General features: G+C 32.4%; 17 protein-coding genes. 8 read left to right on the top strand and 9 right to left on the bottom strand.

Features of this window, described 5'->3' with window-relative positions:
- Together WAA15_RS23390 and WAA15_RS23385 are read left to right on the top strand one after the other, a co-directional pair.
- Positions 1–916: glycoside hydrolase family 19 protein (locus tag WAA15_RS23390; RefSeq protein ID WP_337045275.1), on the top strand; the 916-nt coding region annotated here is incomplete at its 5' end.
- 11 nt (positions 917–927) lie between these two features.
- Positions 928–1,869: a tetratricopeptide repeat protein gene (locus WAA15_RS23385; protein ID WP_337045274.1), complete on the top strand. Its 942-nt coding sequence runs from the start codon at positions 928–930 to the stop codon at positions 1,867–1,869.
- Between the two features lie 969 nt (positions 1,870–2,838).
- Here WAA15_RS23385 and WAA15_RS23380 read toward each other — a convergent pair.
- Genes WAA15_RS23380 through WAA15_RS23360 form a run of 5 tightly spaced genes read right to left on the bottom strand, consistent with a single transcriptional unit; the run spans position 2,839 to position 9,923 of the window.
- Complete coding sequence (locus WAA15_RS23380) at positions 2,839–6,108, bottom strand: SNF2-related protein (protein WP_337045273.1); 3,270 nt, start codon at positions 6,106–6,108, stop codon at positions 2,839–2,841.
- A complete protein-coding gene (locus WAA15_RS23375) occupies positions 6,101–7,528 on the bottom strand; it encodes an EH signature domain-containing protein (RefSeq protein ID WP_337045272.1) in 1,428 nt (475 codons plus the stop codon). Before WAA15_RS23375 ends, WAA15_RS23380 begins: the two co-directional genes overlap by 8 nt.
- 1 nt (position 7,529) lies before the next feature.
- On the bottom strand, positions 7,530–9,065 hold the full coding sequence (locus WAA15_RS23370; protein ID WP_337045271.1) for a MotA/TolQ/ExbB proton channel family protein: 1,536 nt from the start codon (positions 9,063–9,065) through the stop codon (positions 7,530–7,532).
- Positions 9,062–9,784 carry an OmpA/MotB family protein gene (locus tag WAA15_RS23365; protein WP_337045270.1) on the bottom strand — a complete coding sequence of 241 codons (723 nt, stop codon included), beginning with the start codon at positions 9,782–9,784 and terminating at the stop codon, positions 9,062–9,064. Before WAA15_RS23365 ends, WAA15_RS23370 begins: the two co-directional genes overlap by 4 nt.
- Before the next feature lie 13 nt (positions 9,785–9,797).
- Complete coding sequence (locus tag WAA15_RS23360; RefSeq protein ID WP_337045269.1) at positions 9,798–9,923, bottom strand: hypothetical protein; 126 nt, start codon at positions 9,921–9,923, stop codon at positions 9,798–9,800.
- Between the two features lie 317 nt (positions 9,924–10,240).
- On the opposite strand from WAA15_RS23360, the gene WAA15_RS23355 reads away from it, so the two are divergent.
- From WAA15_RS23355 to WAA15_RS23340, 4 genes are all read left to right on the top strand, one after another.
- A complete protein-coding gene (locus WAA15_RS23355; protein WP_337045268.1) occupies positions 10,241–10,861 on the top strand; it encodes a transposase in 621 nt (206 codons plus the stop codon).
- A gap of 403 nt (positions 10,862–11,264) precedes the next feature.
- A complete protein-coding gene (locus tag WAA15_RS23350; protein ID WP_337045267.1) occupies positions 11,265–11,750 on the top strand; it encodes a DUF4158 domain-containing protein in 486 nt (161 codons plus the stop codon).
- The gene (locus WAA15_RS23345) at positions 11,735–12,022 is read left to right on the top strand and encodes a transposase (RefSeq protein WP_337045266.1); all 288 of its coding nucleotides are present in this window, start codon (positions 11,735–11,737) and stop codon (positions 12,020–12,022) included. The genes WAA15_RS23350 and WAA15_RS23345 overlap by 16 nt, the downstream gene beginning before the upstream one ends.
- Positions 12,022–12,924, top strand: coding sequence for an IS3 family transposase (locus tag WAA15_RS23340; protein ID WP_337045265.1), 903 nt, complete (start codon positions 12,022–12,024; stop codon positions 12,922–12,924). The genes WAA15_RS23345 and WAA15_RS23340 overlap by 1 nt, the downstream gene beginning before the upstream one ends.
- 42 nt (positions 12,925–12,966) lie before the next feature.
- Here WAA15_RS23340 and WAA15_RS23335 read toward each other — a convergent pair whose 3' ends face one another.
- The 4 genes from WAA15_RS23335 to WAA15_RS23320 all read right to left on the bottom strand — a co-directional run bounded on the left by WAA15_RS23335 (position 12,967) and on the right by WAA15_RS23320 (position 16,806).
- Positions 12,967–14,325 carry a flavin monoamine oxidase family protein gene (locus WAA15_RS23335; protein ID WP_337045264.1) on the bottom strand — a complete coding sequence of 453 codons (1,359 nt, stop codon included), beginning with the start codon at positions 14,323–14,325 and terminating at the stop codon, positions 12,967–12,969.
- Positions 14,326–14,560: 235 nt separating this feature from the next.
- Positions 14,561–15,067 (bottom strand): hypothetical protein, encoded by a 507-nt coding sequence (locus tag WAA15_RS23330; RefSeq protein WP_337045263.1) that lies wholly within the window; start codon positions 15,065–15,067, stop codon positions 14,561–14,563.
- A gap of 119 nt (positions 15,068–15,186) precedes the next feature.
- A complete protein-coding gene (locus tag WAA15_RS23325; protein ID WP_337045262.1) occupies positions 15,187–15,807 on the bottom strand; it encodes a hypothetical protein in 621 nt (206 codons plus the stop codon).
- A 36-nt stretch (positions 15,808–15,843) separates the two neighbouring features.
- Positions 15,844–16,806, bottom strand: a complete 963-nt coding sequence (locus WAA15_RS23320; RefSeq protein ID WP_337045261.1) for a YHYH protein — start codon at positions 16,804–16,806, stop codon at positions 15,844–15,846.
- Positions 16,807–17,726: 920 nt separating this feature from the next.
- Between WAA15_RS23320 and WAA15_RS23315 the strand changes: the two genes are divergently transcribed.
- Together WAA15_RS23315 and WAA15_RS23310 are read left to right on the top strand one after the other, a co-directional pair.
- Positions 17,727–18,089, top strand: coding sequence for an OmpA family protein (locus WAA15_RS23315; protein ID WP_337045260.1), 363 nt, complete (start codon positions 17,727–17,729; stop codon positions 18,087–18,089).
- Between the two features lie 51 nt (positions 18,090–18,140).
- Complete coding sequence (locus WAA15_RS23310; protein ID WP_337045259.1) at positions 18,141–18,629, top strand: hypothetical protein; 489 nt, start codon at positions 18,141–18,143, stop codon at positions 18,627–18,629.
- The last annotated feature ends 311 nt before the right edge of the window (positions 18,630–18,940 follow it).

Raw genomic sequence — 18,940 nt, 5'->3', positions numbered from 1 at the left:
TATTATTTATGGTGTTGAGCTATCATCTACTAATTATATAAGTATTGCTGATACGAAACCTGATGAGTTTAAGGACTTGAAGCAATATCTTGGAGGAGAAGCTAATTGTGATATGGCTAAAGATTTGACGCTTGAACAATTAAAAACAATAGCTCCACATGCCAGCAAAGCCAATAGAATAAAATATTTAGAACCTCTTAACCAGACTATGCTTGCTAATGAAATAAATACTGTTTTGAGAAAAGCTCATTTTTTAGGTACTCTTCTACACGAATCTGGAAGTTTTCGTTATAATCGAGAAAGTGGAAAAAGTAATGATTCTTATGGCGGATTTCCAGGCAGAGGATTAATTCAGATTACAGGTAAAGATAATTACACTAAGTTTGGTCTTTTTGCCAATGAAGATGTTACCTCTACACAAGAAAACAAAGAAAAAATGGAAAAATTGCCACATAGTGTTTATTCAGCAGGCTGGTTTTGGAGTGAAACAAATTTAAATCCAATAGCTGATGATAACGACTTATTGTATATTTCTTATAAAGTTAATGGTGCCTATAATAATATTGATGATAGAAACGATAGATTCACGGATGCTATGTCTGGATTAGATGCTTCTGTATGCTTAAATAAAAAAAATTCTGAACTCTTAAGTTTTCCTTTTGAAAGGAGTAGGATATATAACAATGCAGATGCTGCTTTTAAATGGGGAATTTGGCACGATAGTACCCCTAAAATGTATAACCCATTAGGTGCAAAAAAAGACACAAATGAGGCACTAAAAGGTTACTTAAGGGCCAAAGAATTATGGGATATTGACAAAGTAAATGCTATTTTAGCAAAACCTGAAAATAAAATGACTAATAAAGAAAAAATATATATAAAAAAATGGAACATTATTTTAGAAGAAACCAATTAAATATGAAAGTCATGGCAACGCTTGTTTTTGTTATGTTTATGTTTGGAGAAGTTAAAGCCCAATACATGGAAAAAATTAATTTTATTAATAATAATAGATTTGACGGTATTTCATTGTCTAATAAAATACTCAATGAAGAGAAGTTTAAAAAAAAGTTTGTCATAGCTTATAAGAACGAAAAAAAAATTGATTCAGTAAAAAAAGAAAATGAGATATTTTTTAGTAAAAATAAAGCAAAAAACCAATATACTTTACGTGGCTTTTATCCTACAATTCCATTTTCAAGTGTTGATACTGTCAAAAATACCTTTTTTAATCTTGTATATACTTACACCATAGGCGGTTGGTATTATAGTGAATTGCAATTTATATATAAAAATGATTTTCGTCTCAATAGATGGTCTTTAGCCTTTGTCCGAGTGATTGAGAATAAAACTCATTTTCAAAAAGATATAGAGGAAGTAGGTTTTGAACCTAATCCTACAATCATTTCATGGAGAAGACCAAATAAAGTTATTGATTTTTTCTCATTACATAAAATCAATCTTGATTCAACACAGACACTCTCCTACTTACCAGTTTTAGTTTATAACAAAAAAATAAAAGAGGAATATCAAAGAAAAAACTATTCTTTCTTTAAAAATACTTTTACTGAGTCAGAGATAGAATATTTACTCTGCTTATATCAGAGAACTCCAGACTCAATTGAATTTTTTAACAATTTAGGCTTCTACTTAGAAGAAATCAATATGAATAAAGAGGCTATCTATCTTTTAAATATTGTAATTGGTTTTGACAAATTCCGAACTGTTGCCTACCTAAATTTGGGTGATGCGTATTGGGCAGCGAAAGATTTTGTAAGAGCTAAGGAGATGTATAAAATTTATCAGAAACAGATGCAAAATAATAGAAGCGAAGACCGAATTCCTGATAGGGTCTTGAAAAGATTATAATGAATATTTAGAAAAAATGAAATATATTCTGCCAATATTGCTATACTTTTTGATGAATTTAACATACGTTAATGCACAGGTTATTTCACTTGATAAATTGGGCATAAAAGATTTTTTGCCTGAAGATTTTAGACTGTTAGGTAACGTAAAAACGGTTAAAATTTATAAAAAAACTATTGAAAAATTAAAACATAATATAGAAGTTGTCTAAAATTATACAGGTTAAACGCATTATCAAAATTTTCATCATAATTTGCGACAATTTCCAAAAGAAAAGTTTAGGTGATTTTTATAACTATCTGATAATCTTTCAAAAATCATCTTATTTTCGAGAGATGACCAAAGAATATTCTGTAATGCGTTCAACCTGATCGGGTAACAGATATTTTGGTTCGCAAAACAAAAGTACTGTTTGATGAGCATCTTAATTTTTATATCCACATAATGTTAAACAAGTTCAGTATGAAAAAACAAAGACAAACTTTTGGTTGACACAGGTAAATATACTTTTGAGGTTGAATTTGAAGTCGAAACCAACGGGCTTAGACCTTTACGAAATTCAAAAATTAACTAATTTGTGGTGGTTCTATAGAAACGCTACAATTTTGAATTATAAATTTATTGTATTTTTCTTAGCTATCTTGATTCAATTTTTCTATTTTGATATAAATTCCAAGGAGAAAACAAAGTATTTCTTCTTTAAAAGAATCGGTAATTACTATGAAAATATAATAATTCTAAGAAATATAAAGTAGGTTTAACTGTAGCGAATCTATTGAACCTTCACAACTAATTGCTTAGTTTGAAAAGTGAATTTTTTCTCGTTTTGGATGAAGAACCTCTTCTTGTTCGTGTATTGTTTGTCTGTTCATTTTATCGTGTCTTGGTGCGTTGGCTTGGTAGCTCTTTTGCATTTTTTGTGGATTTGTGTGTTGGCTAAAAATGCAAATGTGCTACCAAAAGCGTTGGCTATATTCTTGTCATTCGTTGCGATTCGATTTTGTTAATGTCTTGTATTGTTATGTTATTTTCAGTTACTAAATTTTCAAGATGTCCACGGTTTAGTAATGTTATGTCGTTAGACTTTGCTAAAATTGTTGCTGATGAACTGTAATCATTATTGGTTATTGTCAGCAGTTTGAATTGTTCTTTAAATCTGTCCTCGTAATATTTTTTTGCTGTGCAAATTTCTTGTATTACTTCATTTCCAACTAAGGATTTTGTCTGTTTAGCTTGAATAAGATAATTTTCTCCGTTCTTTAAAACCACAACATCAACTCCCTTGTCATTGTAATACGGTGTTAGATATACTTCAAAACCTTGTTTTTTATATAATGCTCCAATTGTTGCTTCAAACAAGTTGGGGTTCAAACGGTCTATGTCAGTAAGAGTTTGACCCTTCGGTTTACTTTCGGTTTTTGTTCCAAAAATATTTCCAAATAGTTCATCAGGTGTGATTTCAGCTTGTTCTGTTGGAAACAAAGTATTACTTGCCAAAGACTTTTTGTTATTCAATAAGGTGTCAAGAATTTCATCAAAAGATTTCATTCTATTACCTTCTTCGTCTTTCATTTCTTCTGGAAATATTGCCATTGGATAATACACAAAAACATCTTTTTGTTGTCCAATTCTATAAGCCCTGTCTGTGGCTTGTTCTTCTTTTGCAGGATTCCAATGCCGTGTGTAATGAACTATATGATTGGCTTTTGTTACATTCAAGCCAACACCTGCTGCAATGGGCGACATAATAATTACATTGAATCCTTCTTCTTCTTGAAAACGGTCAATGGTTTGTTGTCGGCTTAGTTTGGATTTCCCTTCAAGTTGTTTTGTAGTCGGTGTATCTCCGTTTATAATACTCGTGAAAATTCCAAAAGTATCGTAAACAACTTTCTGCAACATCTTTTGAGTTTCTCGCCTGTCAGCAAAGACAATTACTTTTTCATTTTTGGATTTTATATCTGCTAAAATCCCAACGGTAGTCTGCAGTTTAGACGAACTATTTATAAGTTCATCACTAGAAAACTTCAAAATTTGATTTTCCAATAAATACGGATGGTCTGAAATGTCTCTAACTGCCCAAAGTGATTTCAATTTTTGATTTCTTTTTTCTACCCCTTCCAATTCTGAATCATTTGCCATTTCAATTTCCTGCTTGTATCGGTCTAATTGAACGGTCGGCATTACTTTTTTGATTCTTGAATTTTGATCATCGTATTTTTTAGGCAAATCTTTTGCTACATCACTTTTTAATCTTCTTTTGATAAATACTCCAATGTTGTTGCGAAGTTGTTCCGTTAATGCTTTTATATCTGTATTCTCATCACTCAAAGGTTTTTGATATTCTTTCGCAAAATCTTTGGCATTGCCTAAAAGTCCCGGAACTGCAAAGTCCATTAAACACCAAATATCAACCAAGGTGTTTTCTACTGGTGTTCCTGTCATTGCAATTTTAAAATCGGCTTTTAGTGCTTTACTTGCATTGGTTATAAGCGTTCCTGGTGTTTTTATTTTTTGTGCTTCGTCCAATGCAATTATTGCAAAATCAACCAAACCTAAACTGATTTGGTACGACCTGAGTGTTTCATAATTAGTTAAAATAATTTGTTTGAATTGTAGCCGTTTTGCATCTTGTTGGTTTTGAATTGGTTTATTTTCTTTTGTTAATGATACACCACCATACAGTTTACACAATGGTAAATTCTTTGGACTAAAAAATTTCTCATATTCGTTTTCCCAATTTTCAAGCAAACTAACGGGAGCAACAATCAAGTAAGGTTTGTTTTCATCACAACTTTGGCTGTGCCATTCTATGAAATACAAAAGTTGCAATGTTTTACCTAAACCCATATCATCAGCAAGCAATCCACCTACAAAGTTTCCTTTGAACAAAGATTGTAGCCAAGAAACACCTTCTTTTTGATGTTCTTTTAAGCTAATGCCATTATTCAAATTTGGTATTTCATAGAAGCTATGTTTCAAATTTTCGGGCAACTCATTTCCGTTTGAAAACTCGGTTAGTTCTGCATTTTCTTTGATAATCAGAACTTCGTGATCTGTTTGCTTCTCTTGTTTTATTGGTTTATTTGGATTTTCAAATTGCTTTTTTGCAGTCTTGATAAATTTTTCAGCATCTTCTATTGGAATTTCAGCGTTTTCCCATTCAACAGTTTGCTTTTTTTCTTTTATAGCTTTTTCCTTTTGCTCAATGAAGTCATTTAGTTTTTCAGGCGTTTTGAAATAAATTTTCTTTTCTCCGTGAACTTTATCTTTTATTACAATTCCCGGAATCCATTGTGATTTATATGGACTTGCAAAAGAGTAGAACTTTGGACTATAAACGCCAATTTCTTTTACTCTGTCGCTGTAAAAAACAGTAAAATCAATTACATCATCATCAAAAAACAATTCTGGGTGCTCAATAATTTCCTGAATTGCTTCTCGGTCTGAAATTTTCCTATGAGTTTTTATTTTTCGAAGTTCAGCTTTCTGATTTTCTGAAATAACTACTCTTGTTGTTTCTCCATTGTTTGATGAAACGGGATAAACATCACGAACCATTGGCAACTTATCAAAAGTATTGGTAAAGCCTATTGCGTTATCAATTTCAACTGATGGTATGATTTCAAAAATGCCGTTATTGAAATCAACGTCCAATTTGATTTTTTCAGGAACATATAATTCTTGATTGTTTAAAAATTGCTCTAAGGTCAATCCACTATCTTTTGAAAGTGATTTTAATTCTGATAATTTTTTAAGATTAGTAAAATTTCCTTTCTCGCTATCGGATAAGTAGTTGAATTCGTCAATAGCTTGACATAGCAAATATTGGTTTTCGGAAAGTAGATACTCGTTTTCTTCTACTTGTAAAATTGCTCCATTTCGAATTGTCTTTAATCTTGTTCCGTTAGGTGCAAAGTCATAAAATCCATATTTGAACTTGAAAGAATTATGTGTTAAAATTCCGTCTGATTCTACAAAAATCTCATACGGATAACCTTTAGGCAAATCCAATATTTGCTTATCAATATCATTTAACCTTAAAATATCAATACTATCAATTTCACAAGAGTTTTCCGTGTAATTCGCTAATCCGTTATCGTGTAATTCGTTAAGAATTGCAAGTTGAGATAGATATTCTGATTGCAGTTTTTCCCATTTAGAAACAGAGATATTGCTCTCAGATTCATTTAGGAAGTAGAAAGAAAATTTGTTGTTGTCTTGTTTATATTTAAACATTTATTCCTGCTATATTTTTAAACCAATATTCAAAAACTTGTTCCCATCTTAAATCTCCGTCATTATGAGTTAAGCGACCTTCTCTATTGGTATCATTTATACTGTATCCAGAACGATAAACAAGCATTGGCATTGAGCCATTTCTTAATTCATCTACACTTTCCAAACGATAATTTAAATTTGGTTTATTATTTCCACTCAATTTGTAAGCATAAAAGGCATAACCAGCATCACTAAATTCAATGAGCATATAGTCTCCAATGTAAAGGATAAATGCTGACACATCTCTGTTGCTTGAAACGACTTGAAATCGTCCTTCTAAATATTCTACAATTCTATTGTCTCTCTTGAGAATATTTTTAGTTTGAGTTGGTCCGTAAACTTTAAAAGAAACTCTGTTTTTTGATGCAACGTTAAGCCAAAAACGTTTTCTTCTTTCATCATTGATACAAACTCTAAAGAAAATATCAATAAACTGTTTAGCAATCCATTCGTCTAGAATATTTCTTGCTTCAATGATTTCTCTTCGTTCAATTTCAGTTGCATTTTCAAAAGCATTCCAATTTGAAACATTGCTTGGATCGCCTATTTGAGTAAAAGCGATCTTTTTTATACTGTCTTGTAGGTTAGAAAATTCAGGCTTATTGGCTTGAATAATTATTTTGCTGATTAATCTTTTATTTGTAGTTGAACTATTATGTTTTAGTAAGACTTGATTCAAATTTTCAATCTCATTTGATATATTATTTTTGTTCCTTTCGTAATAAGTTACAATAACTTTAGAGAAGTAGGCATAATCAAACCACGATTCAGGAACACCTAATATTTTTGTAGCTTCTTGAATTGGCTTGTTAAGTTTTGCTATGGTGTCGCCTAAAATCAAATCTCCATTTTTTGAGTTGAAAAATCTTTTGTTATTTTTGAATGAAGCTAAGGCACTTCGATTACCTGAATAATTGTCTAATTTTTGACTGATAAAATGCTCCAATTGCTCTAATGATTTCGGATATCTTGTTTCCCAATTCTTCAAAAAGCAATCTATCAAACCAACCAAAAATGAATCACGCCAGTTTGATTCTAATAAAGTCAAAGCATATTTCAGCTCATTTTCATTGATGAAAATGGAAGTTAAACTTTGTTCTGAATGATTCAAGGAATAGGTAAGCGTTCTTAATTCTCTTCGTTCAAAACTTGTATCTTTACTAATGATAGAATTTTTGAATTTTCTAAAAACTTGTGGAATAAGATTGTTTCCTGAAAACGAAAAAGAATTTGCCCCAACTTCTTCTGATATTTTTTGAAGTTTGTCAATTCTATGTTCATTCAAAGATGTAAGTGTAATTGGAATAATCTTTTGTGCCGACTGCTGAAATGCAGTCGGTGAAAAATGAAATTGTAATATGTCTTGTATCGTTGGCATATTAGTTTCTTCTTCCGTTCAACTTGCTAAGTTGTTCTGTTAGTTCTTCTAAAATATCTTCTTGTTTTGACGATGCTCCTGCAAGTGATTCCGCTGTCTTGGTCAAAGCATCGGTGTATTTACCTAAATAAGTTTCAAGGCTTCCTCCTACAGTAGCTTGATAATCTTTTAACCCAGTTGTTATTTTTCCAAAAATGTCTTGTAATCCTTTTTCTATAATTTCAAATTTCTGTGCGTAATCGGCAGAAACAGTTTTTGCTGTTTCTAAAGATTTTTGAATTTCAATAATTGTGTTGGAATTGTTTTGTAAGAACTGGTTTGTGTGCTTTGAAAACTCGTTTTGCGATTCCCCAAATTTGCTTGATGATGCGTTTATTTCCTGGGAAACATTTCTGAAAGTTGAAATAACCTTTTCCAGTTCTGATTGAGCTTGATTAAGTTTTGAAATGCTACCGTTTACTTCCGTGGATAGTCCGTTCATTTTTTCAATACTTGTATTGAAAGCACTCAAAAGATTTTCAGAAACTTGTAGGTTTTTAGATTGTTCGGTTAACAATGTTTGTTGTCCAGTTTGTAACCCTCCGACTTGCTCTCTCAATATCTTAATCATATCTTCAATCTGCATTTTCATTTGGTTGGTAGATTCTTCGGATTGAGAAAGTGTTTGCTTAGAAATTTGTTGCACAACTTCTTGTAATCCTCTAAAGTTTTCATTGAGGTTATCGGTCATGTTTTGCAATTTCAAAGGGAAGTCTGTTAATGACCCACCTGCTTGACCAAGTAACCCCGCCAATCGTTCCATTTCATTTTTAGTTTCTCCGCTCATTGAAGTTTTAAATTCTTCAATCATTTTACCCATTGATTCCTGCAATTCTTTTACAATATTTTGGGTCATATCGGTTGCTGGGTCTTTGAGTTTGTTGCCTAAACTCTCAATTTCGGCTTTTACCAATTTTAATTCAGCTACCACACCTTCTGTTGGGTTATTCAAAATTTGCTCAAAACCTGCTGAAATCGTTAAAGCTAAATCAGAAGAAAATGTTTGTAAGGATGTTGATTGCTTTTGAGATTCTTTATAAATATCCCGGAAAACATTTCCGGGTTTAATGGTGTTTCCGTTTTCATCAATAGTGTAGAAATCATTTCTTAATTCTTCAATTGCTTCGATTAGTTTATTTATGGCTTTTGTTTCATCGCTTAAAACTCCTTTTTCATTTTTGTTTTTTACAAACGATATTATCTTTGAGAAGATAATTGAAAGTGCTATTCCAACTATAGATGCAAGAAATGCTGTTTTTAATCCTTGCAATAATGTAGGAATACTTTTTTCAATATCTTCAGGATTAAAGAACCATAAGCCATAAGCAATACCGCCAAATGTTCCTAAAATACCTATCGTAGTAAACATTGAAGGAATTAATTCCAAGTCGTTTAGGTTTACTTCACTGTAGTTTTTCTTCGCAATATTGAGTACATAGAATCCATAAATTAGATATGAAAACAATGCTATTGCAATAAATATTTCAACTATGTTCATTTCTTTTCAATGTTTTTAAGTGCTTCGTTAATAATGGCTTCGCTAGTTGTTACAATTCTAAATTCAACTCGTCTAGATTTGTTATTGTCAATTGGTTGGTTGCTACCAAATGCAATTTTAAAATCTTTATCTACGGTTCGTCCATATGAAAGACCATTGGCTGTCAGCCAATATTGTAACCTATCTTTTTTATTTGTTTCAAGATTTATAAAACAATCTTGTTGTCTAAGAAAACCTAAAACATTTCTTGCTCTGTTTTGGGACAACTCCATATTGTCAATGTAGGGGTCGCTTGTTTTGTTAATGGGCTTAGTGTTTGTGTGTCCTTCAATACGGATTTCTGCAATTTTGTCTTTGTATTTATCTTGTAAAACAACCCTTAAATACTTAGGCAGAAACTCTCTTAAAATATTTTGGAAAGTAGGAGTAACATCTGATTTCCCTTCATCGAACAAAACTTGTGGGTTTGTAAATTTTATTGATAAGTCATTGTCAAGTTTTAAATTCCATTTTGCAAAATCCTTTTTAAAAGCTTCGTTCAATTCGTTGTATAAAGCAACTTTTGATTCTTCATAGTCCTTAAATATTTGATTTTGTTCCTTCTGTCGCTTTTCCATTAATGCCATATAAGAAATAGACATAAATAGAAAAATTACCATTAGAACCGTCATAAGGTCGGCTAAGGGAATCCAATGGCTTTCTTTCTTCGTTCCTGACATATATTTCTCTGAATTAGTTAAGAATGTCGAATGTAATTTTGTGCGGTTGGGGCAAAAGCAAATGTGCTGCAAAGCGTTGGCATTGTGCGTTGGTTAGTAGCTCTTTTGGTTTTGCCGAAGCGTTGGATTGTCTGTTCATTTTTTCGTCTGTTTAATTTAGCACTGTCGCTGGTTTAGGGTGACAGCTAACTCTAAAATATACGAAAGGTTTACGGACCGCCCTTTAGATTTGAACTTTGATTATTTATAATGTGAATCAAGAGTTGAAACTATAAAAAGCAAACAAGGAGCATTTTGTTAAATTGCAAAATGCTACAGTTACAATTAATTCAAATATACTGCCTTGTTTGCGAGTGCTATACTACAAAAAGTTGCTTGCACTACCAACGGCAAAGTAATAATTATAGTCCTCGATTTACGGATGCCGAAGCGATAACTATTTATCTTTTCTGCACCTTGCAAGGTGAATTTACGAATCGTTCAAGCTATAATTATATTGTTAATCATTGGTTAGACTGGTTTCCTGATTTACCATCTTATCAAGCCTATAATTTTCGGATAAACGAATTATACTGGCATTTTGAAGTTATTATTAATTATTTGGTTAGCCAGATTGATTATTCAGATTGTTATGCAAATGTCTGTTTAATTGATTCCTTACCAATTATGTTAGCTAAGTATCCTGATAGAGCTAAAGTAGCACCTATGTTAGCCAGTAAAGGATATTGCGATGCTAAATCACAATACTATCATGGAATTAAGCTACATTGCCTAGGAAAAGATAGGTTTGAGCAAATACCTAAACCAAGTATAATTCGTATTACAGCGGCCAATGTACATGATTTAACAGCTGTTAAGCCTATAATTTGTCAATTAAATAACCAATATGTCATTGGCGATAGAGCCTATGCATCAGAATCATTAAACCAGTTAATCAAAAAAAACAACTCAGCGGTTTTAACACCAGTAAAACGTAAAAAAGGTCAAAGAACAAAATCTGCTGAAGATAATTTAATCTCTAAGTATATCAGTGCTGTCAGGCAACCTATTGAATCTTTCTTTAAAGCGGACGGCTAGTCTGGTTGATAAACAAAACTGATATTCAGAATGCAGCTAAAGTCCGTTCTGAAAAGGCTTTGTGGACGCACTGCTTTGGAAGAATTGCTTCAGCTTTAATTTTATTCATCATTAACCCTTGATTCACATTATTTTAGTATTATTCAAATAATACATTTGATTTTTGATGTCGTACTTTTTAGATATTATCATTTTATATAAGAAAGGAAATGAGACAATTTTGTAAAAAACCAGTAAATCTCCATTTAATTATTTACTTAATTTCCTTCTAAAATGATCTTCTATCTAATCTTTGACTTTAGCCCCAAAATTAAAAAAATAGTGCCATTTAATAAAATATTTTAATTTATATTGATTAATCGGTACTCAAAAAATAGTTAACTAATCTCTCCTTTTATTTCCCATGCCTATCACGTTTTTAACTAGCCAAGAAAGAACCAAATATCAAGAATTACCTGCGGTTTTAGAAGAAAATGTTCTCAGGCAATATTTTCATCTAACAAAAAGTGATTTAGATTTTCTTGACAAGTATCATGGATATGTTAATCGTTTAGCCATTGCTTTACAAATTGGTATTGTTCGTTACTTCGGGTACTTACCTATTTCTTGGCAAATAAATGTTAGCACGCAACTACTAAATTTTATGGGCTTTGAGTTAAAAACAAAGTTTCCAATAGAAATCAATATAGAAGACTATGGCAAACGAGAAAAAACACGCACAGAGCATTTACAAGAAATAATCAAACACTTAAATTTTCGTAAATGGCAACCCTTGATGGATGAACCCATCTTTGAAAAGTGGCTTGTCGAACAAGGAATGGTTGGGGTGGTCTTGATTCGACGGACACTTGAAAAGTGTACTTTTACAAAATTATGCCAAATCAAGTAAATAACAAACGGGGTCAAAAGTATGACCAATCATTCAAGGAGCAGGTACTTCAAAAAGTACGAGGGGGTCAAAGTGTGCCGAAAGTAGCCATCGAATTGGGCATTAGAGAGAGTGTCATTTATCAGTGGCAGGGTAAATTAGGCACTGACGACAAGCGAAAAATTAGCGACCTGGAAAAAGAGGTTTTTCAACTCAGGAATCAGCTAAAGCAGGTTGAAATGGAGCGAGACATCTTAAAAAAAACCACAGCCATTTTTACCAAGTCGGGATAGTGGACAAGTATGAATTTGTTAAGCAAGAGCAACAAAACTATCCTGTTAGAATTATGTGTAATGTACTCCATATCAGCAAAAGTAGCTATTATATCTACATCAAAGGTCAGAGCCATCAACAGCCTGTGGAAAGTGGTTTAAGCGATGAATTACGGCAGGTTTTTCAGAACCATAGTCGTTATGGTTCGAGAAGACTACAGGCACAGATGAAAGGTATGGGCTATAAAGTTGGCCGTCATGGTGTGCGTAAATTGCTTAGGGAGCAAGGTTTGAAGGCCATTCAGCCACTATCTTTTGTTCCTAAAACAACTAACAGTAAGCATGGATTGGTGGCTTGTCCTAACTTGCTGGGTATCGGTTTTGAGGCTCATAGACCTAATCAAACATGGGTTTCCGACATTACATATATACCACTCAAAGGTGGTAAATGGGCATATTTGGCAGTTTGGACAGACCTTTATACCCGAAGAATTGTAGGCTGGGCAATAGACACCTCAATGACACAAGAGCTCATTATTATAGCCCTCAATAGTGCTATAAAACGCTATAAACCAACAACAGGGTTAATAGTTCATTCTGATAGAGGGGGGCAGTATTTTGGACTCAAATTTAGGCAAATTATTGACAAGCATCTGTTTATACAAAGTATGGCAGGTGTAAAGGCTGCCTATGAGAACGCTCACGCAGAGTCTATTTGGGCAACCATTAAGCGTGAGTTAATTGAAAATGGTAGCTTTGAATCATTGGAAGATGCTAAAACCGAACTTTTTGACTATATTGAGGTCTATTACAACCGGCAACGTAGGCATTCGGCTTTAAATTACCAAAGCCCAGAAATATTTGAACAGCAGTACAATCAAAATCAATTAAATAACTTACAAACTAAGGTGTCCGCCATTTGAGGACCACCCCACGCTTAAAAGCTAATATAGGCGATAAATATTTCATAAAGCAATTATTTTATCTGCTTCTCTAATTCCACTTAAATATGCTCCGTGTGCTGTTGAAAAATAGTCAATATGTGTATGCTCTCCTGCAAAGAATAATTTGCCATATACTTCTTCTGCCAAGTCGTCAAAATGTTGCATTTCTGTTCCAACTTGTGTAAAAGAATAAGAACCAAATGAATTTTCATTAGTTTGCCATTGGGTTCTTAACATATTTGTAGGATTTGGAATGCTGTTCCCATAAATATCTCTTAAATGCAACATTATTTCGCCTATAATTTGTGCATCAGTCATTGCTTCAGTTTGCCTTGCATAATTTGCATAAGCAAAAGTCATCAAAGCATTTACATTTGGGTGAAACTTTTTTACATTCACAAAATAGTTAAATTTATCTTTAATTTCAGGTGTATAGTATATGTATTGTTTATTGTCCCAAAAAGCAGTATTCCAAGTAAGTAAAAATTTATTTACACAATTCATCCCTACTTTTTGAATGGCAGTTTGTTTGGCTATTGGTAAATTTGGGACAAACTGAATTTTTCCTGATTTTAATACACCCAAGGGAACTGTTACTATAACATAATCAGCTTCTGTTACATTGCCATTATGAGTAATTTTTACTTTTATATCTATATAGTCAATTTTTGAAACTCGTTGGTTTAATTGAATATTTAAGCCACTTGCCAAATAGTTTGGAATAGTGTCATAGCCATTAGTAGAAATTCGTTCTTCACCAGAAAACTCTTCTCCTTCTTCATACAAAGTTGAAGAAACTTTGTCCAAGTCGCCTAAGTCAAATGTAATGTATGTTGAAAGTAAGAACTTCCATAGGCGGTCGTTTACTTTTGTTGGGTATAAACGATTAAAAACTGTTTCAAAACTCTGAGAGGCACCACCACTATTTTTTAGACTGTTTAAAATAATTTCAAATTCAGTTTCTGCATCATTGAAAACAGCATTATTTCTTAAAACGCCAGTAATGTCGTAGCAAACCAAACTTTCATCATCGGTAAAAGCAGTACTCATACCTGCTTGTTGAGCTAAGGTTGTTATAGGATTACCACTAGTACCGTGAATCCAACTTGCACCTTCATCAAAAGCTACTCCTAAGGTTCGATTGGTTCGTAGTCGTCCGCCAATTTTATCTTGGGCTTCAAGAACAGTAACATTAAAACCATTTTCTTTCAATTTTTTGGCTGCTGCCAAACCTGATATACCTGCACCAATAACAATAACAGTTTTTTCATTGGGTTCGTGGTCATCTTCTTTATTACAAGAACTTGCTAATAGAGATGGTGTCAAAAGTAATATGGGCAAACCTGTTAGATTATCTTTAATAAACTTTCGTCTCTGCATATTATTAATTTTTCGGTCTGTTGTTCTAAAATGGCAAAGAACAGTTTTCGGCTTGGTGAAGGTTAGAATTTCGAAGTACAAATACTCATTTAAGCACAAATGTTCAACAGAATTCTAAATTTAGGTTTTGAACACTTTCGAGTAAGACAGCCACTAATGGTCTTAGGGGTTTATGTTGGGGAAACGCGTGTTAGCGGCTCGGCTATTATTTTTTTTATGACTATTTCCCAATTTTCTATAAAGAGTTTAATTTCTTCTTTAACTCAATGGATAAATCGAATTTTTTGTAAGGTATCTCTTTTGAATTTTCACAATATGTTAATCCATTTGGTCCTATCCACTGCTCATAGTCACTATTCTTGATAGTGGTAAAATGTGTCCATTCGTTATTTTTCTCTTTATCTATAGTCGTAAAAAGTCCGCATAAAATATAAAGTATCTCTTTATTTGGCTTTATACTGTATTTGATTTGAACATTCTTAAATTGTGTTGGCAAAGGTTGTTGGTTCTTATAAAAATCATTAGCCGAAACTTCAATTATTGATTTGACTACCGCATCCAAAGAATCATTTCTTGCAATTACGGAAGGAATACTGTCAATACTTACCTGAGAAGTAGCTGTTTGAGTTTTGTTCGACCGTGTATTACAAGAAATTAAAAGAATTGTCAAAAAAGCCACCATAATTTTTAAATACATTCTGGGTTTGGCAAATGTCTGTCTTTTTTTAGTGGTTCTTTTCATTTTTAATTAATATTGATTATAAATTATTTTATTGCGTGACCTTTAATGACTCTTAGCTTGGCGAAGTCAGGGGTTTGGAAACCATCAGCCAAAATTAGTGTTGATAGAAGTACAAATGCTCAGTTGCTTCCGACTGCCCTGCTTTTGTCAAACGGATTGTTAGTGGGTATTTTTCTCTTTATAAATACTATTGCTGTGAATATGATAAATAAAATACTTCCATCTAAAATGAACTTATTTATTTCAAACATTGAATTTGTATTTTCTTCAATTAACCAGTTATTTTTTTCTATACGAAACTTTACTTCATGCTTATTTTCATTATTTAATATAAATTGTTTCTGTGGCAAGCCTTTATGACTCAAAATCAGTTCACATTGATTGTTTGGCATATCCTTAAAAAGGATATTTTTAATATGATAAGCTGTGATTTTTTGAGGCACATTTTCCAATTCAGCAAAAAGCGTTGTTTCATGACCTAATTGAATTTGTGGATTAGTAAGTTTAATGGTATCATTGTTAATGACAACAAAACAGCTTTTGCTGAAATGCTTAATTGCTAACATCTTAAACTCTTGTGGGGTTTTATAGGCATCTTTACCATAACGATAAATTACCTCTCCTTCAAATGCAGCTAATGAACTTTTAATTACAATAAAGTTTTTCCCTTTTTGTTCATAAATCATTAGGCTTGAAAGGTCTGGGCTATGAGCAAATAAGAATGGCTTAAATAATATCATTCCTATTATAGTTAGTATTAATTTAAAGTTCATTAATTATTGAGCATACGCTCCTGCTAAACTGTTGATAAAATTATTAGAACCGGCTTTGTCGACATGATAATGGTATCCTCTTGTAGCGTCATAATGGCCACGACTTGCATCAAGGTCGGTATATTCCGTTCCAGAAGCACTTAATCTTTCATATATTCCAAAACCATCTAAGGCATACCCAATCATAGCAGCATGCCCGTCTAATTGATGAATTTTTGTAGATTTTCCTGTTGCTGCATGATAGTGATAACCTGCACCAATATTAATATGTCCACCTGCATCATCAAAAGGTGCCAATGTATATGCTCCTAAAATAGCACTTACAGGAGCTGGGGCATCAAACACAACACCATTGAAAGCAATGCCTCTTATTGTTGGTCCTGAAGAACCTGGGCCTGCACCAAAACTTACAGGAGAAGACAATTTTACCGGAGTTATAGGTATATAAATAGTTTTTGTTACCGAAGAAACATAGGAAGGCAGACATTCAACACAGTAGTTTTTATATTGAACACCAACATTTGGATTTGCAGCAGCCTGACAATCAGCTTGGGTCAATGTTTTTGTTATTTCACCAGTTGTTTTATTATACATTTGCCAAGTTGTGTTATTGTAAAAAGTAGCTAAATTTTTAATAAATGCACCATCTACATCATATACATTCCCATTCTCTATCCAAATGCCCCCTTTGGAGGCATCATCTGAAATGTTTGTAGGACACCAAGGACCTTGGATATGGTCAGTTGGTGTACTTTTTGTGACAATTTTGTAGCAAAGAGCAGACGTACCATTTGATAGCGTTCTTGTTTCGGTTGAAATAGTTACGTTTCCAGATGATGTTAGGAATTTTGTTGCGTCTACATTAATTACTGTACCATTATTGGTAGGTGTTGTAGTACCACCATCTTTACTACAAGACATCAAGGCACATATTAGTGCTACAAATAAGAGATTTTTGTAATTCATACATTTTATAATAAAAAGTTAATATGATACCATTTGTGCGGTAGCTAAACTTACATTTTACTTAAACTTTTTAGAATAATTATCACTGCTCTTTTTGAAAAAACACTGTATCTTTTCTCTAAAACTTAATATCAAAAGTTCTCATCAAAATAGAAAAAAATAAATCGACCTCTCTAAGAAAAATACAATGATTTTATAATTAGAAATTTTAACATTTCTATATAACCAGTACAAATTATGTGGCTACAAACATAATGCAATAAGGGAAGTTTGCCAATGCTATTTCCGTTTAGTAAAGTAATTGGTCTATTAAAGAAAAGAGTAAAGGGGAGGATCTCGACTAGACGTAATTTTCGTTACAAAAAACTCACAAAAAGGTGGAAAGCAAAAGTAAACTATGTACCGCATCCTCAAAATCGAGTAATTGCGCATGCCTATCTGTAAGAAAAAATTATTAGCAGAAGAAAAATCAAAAACAAATTATACTTTCTTAAAGATGTAACCCTCTGAAAATCATACAATAATGGAATTTACAAGGAAAGCCAATACACAAAAGTTATCAGCATTACAGGGTATAATCTTATTTATATTTTATGATAAAATATTCAATGATACCATCTGCCTTAAAATGGGTCATAAACTATCATAATTCTAGAATCACAACCAAAATAACGTCTTAAGCTAAGTTACCTTTTTTACATTTTCAGTCAAAAGTTATAAAATTTAATATTTACCTAAAACCCTAACAATAAAAATGAACAGATTCCTTATTTTACTACTTATGGTCTTTGGCATATAGCTGGTTTTGGAATTGTTACCGAAAGCCCTATTGTTACATTAGCCCGGAGGTTTCATTAGCATCCTCTACCGTAATTGATAGTACTAATATCCTAGCAAGTAAATCTGCTGATACCGTAAAATTGACACAAGAAGAACAGATTCTTTTTAAACCCATTGATGTCTATTTTCTATCAGGTCAAGTAAGTATTTTACATACTCCGGAAGTAGATACATTCCTCTTGACTGCAAAAAAATATTTAAGCAGGTACCCCCAAAAGCAATTATTGATTACTGGGTATACCGATAGTGATGGCTCTGATGAGTTAAACCTGAGACTTTCTAAGATACGAGCAAACAAAGTAAAAGGTTTACTAGCAACTGATGGTGTCAATTCTAATCAGATGATTACAGAAGGAAGAGGTGAAAAGGAACCTATAGCTTCTAATGATACCAATGAAGGTAAGTCTAAAAATCGTCGTGCAACCATAAGGCTAAAAGAGTAAGCTATAGCCGAACACTTTTTTATGTTTAATCAATTAAATACTTTTTATATAATGGAAAATCTAAAATGTCTATTCAATAATTTCCCTTGGGATATATTCTTTTTTTGGTTCTTGCCCATACTATTATTAGCATTATTATTATGGTGGTTTATGAATAAAAAGATTAACAATTTAGAGAACTATAATGCAGATCTGGAAGATGAAATAAAGACATTAAAGAGTGAATTGAAGGCTTATCTTAAGGCAACAAACATAACAACTGGTCTAGGCACTTTATCAAATCAATTCGTTGATGACCTCAAAATCGTGGAAGGGATCGGTCCCAAAATCGAAGAATTACTTAATAAAGTGGGTATCTATACTTTCTCTCAATTGGCAAATACATCAGTGATTCAATTAAAAGAAATTTTAAATAAGGCAGGAAGTAGGTTCCAGATTCATGATCCAACCACTTGGGCAGCTCAAGCAGCTATGGCTCGTGATGGGAAATGGGAAGAACTAAAAAAATGGCAGGACGAGCTTTATAAAGGGAAACTATGATACATAAAGGAAGTGTAACTGAACTATTGACTAGATAGAGGTTCAAAATCTTTCCACAAATAACTTATAATTGAGAAAATCTCAATCTGTAAGTCAATGTCCATTTTTAGAAATATTTTATATTCATATCTATCAAAAGTAGGGCTAACGAAGACATGTTATCAAGCCCTACTTTTTGTGAGAATGTCCCATTAAATAGATACTCTTATTTGCATAAATTTTACAAATATGTAAAGTGTAGTACCCCGTGTTTCATTTAGGCCAAAAGCGTATTAAGTATTATTTAAGTCGCTATCATATATAAATGTTTC

Source organism: Emticicia sp. 17c, from assembly GCF_037153985.1.
Taxonomy (GTDB): domain Bacteria; phylum Bacteroidota; class Bacteroidia; order Cytophagales; family Spirosomataceae; genus Emticicia.
This window is presented reverse-complemented; position numbering and strand designations above follow the sequence as displayed.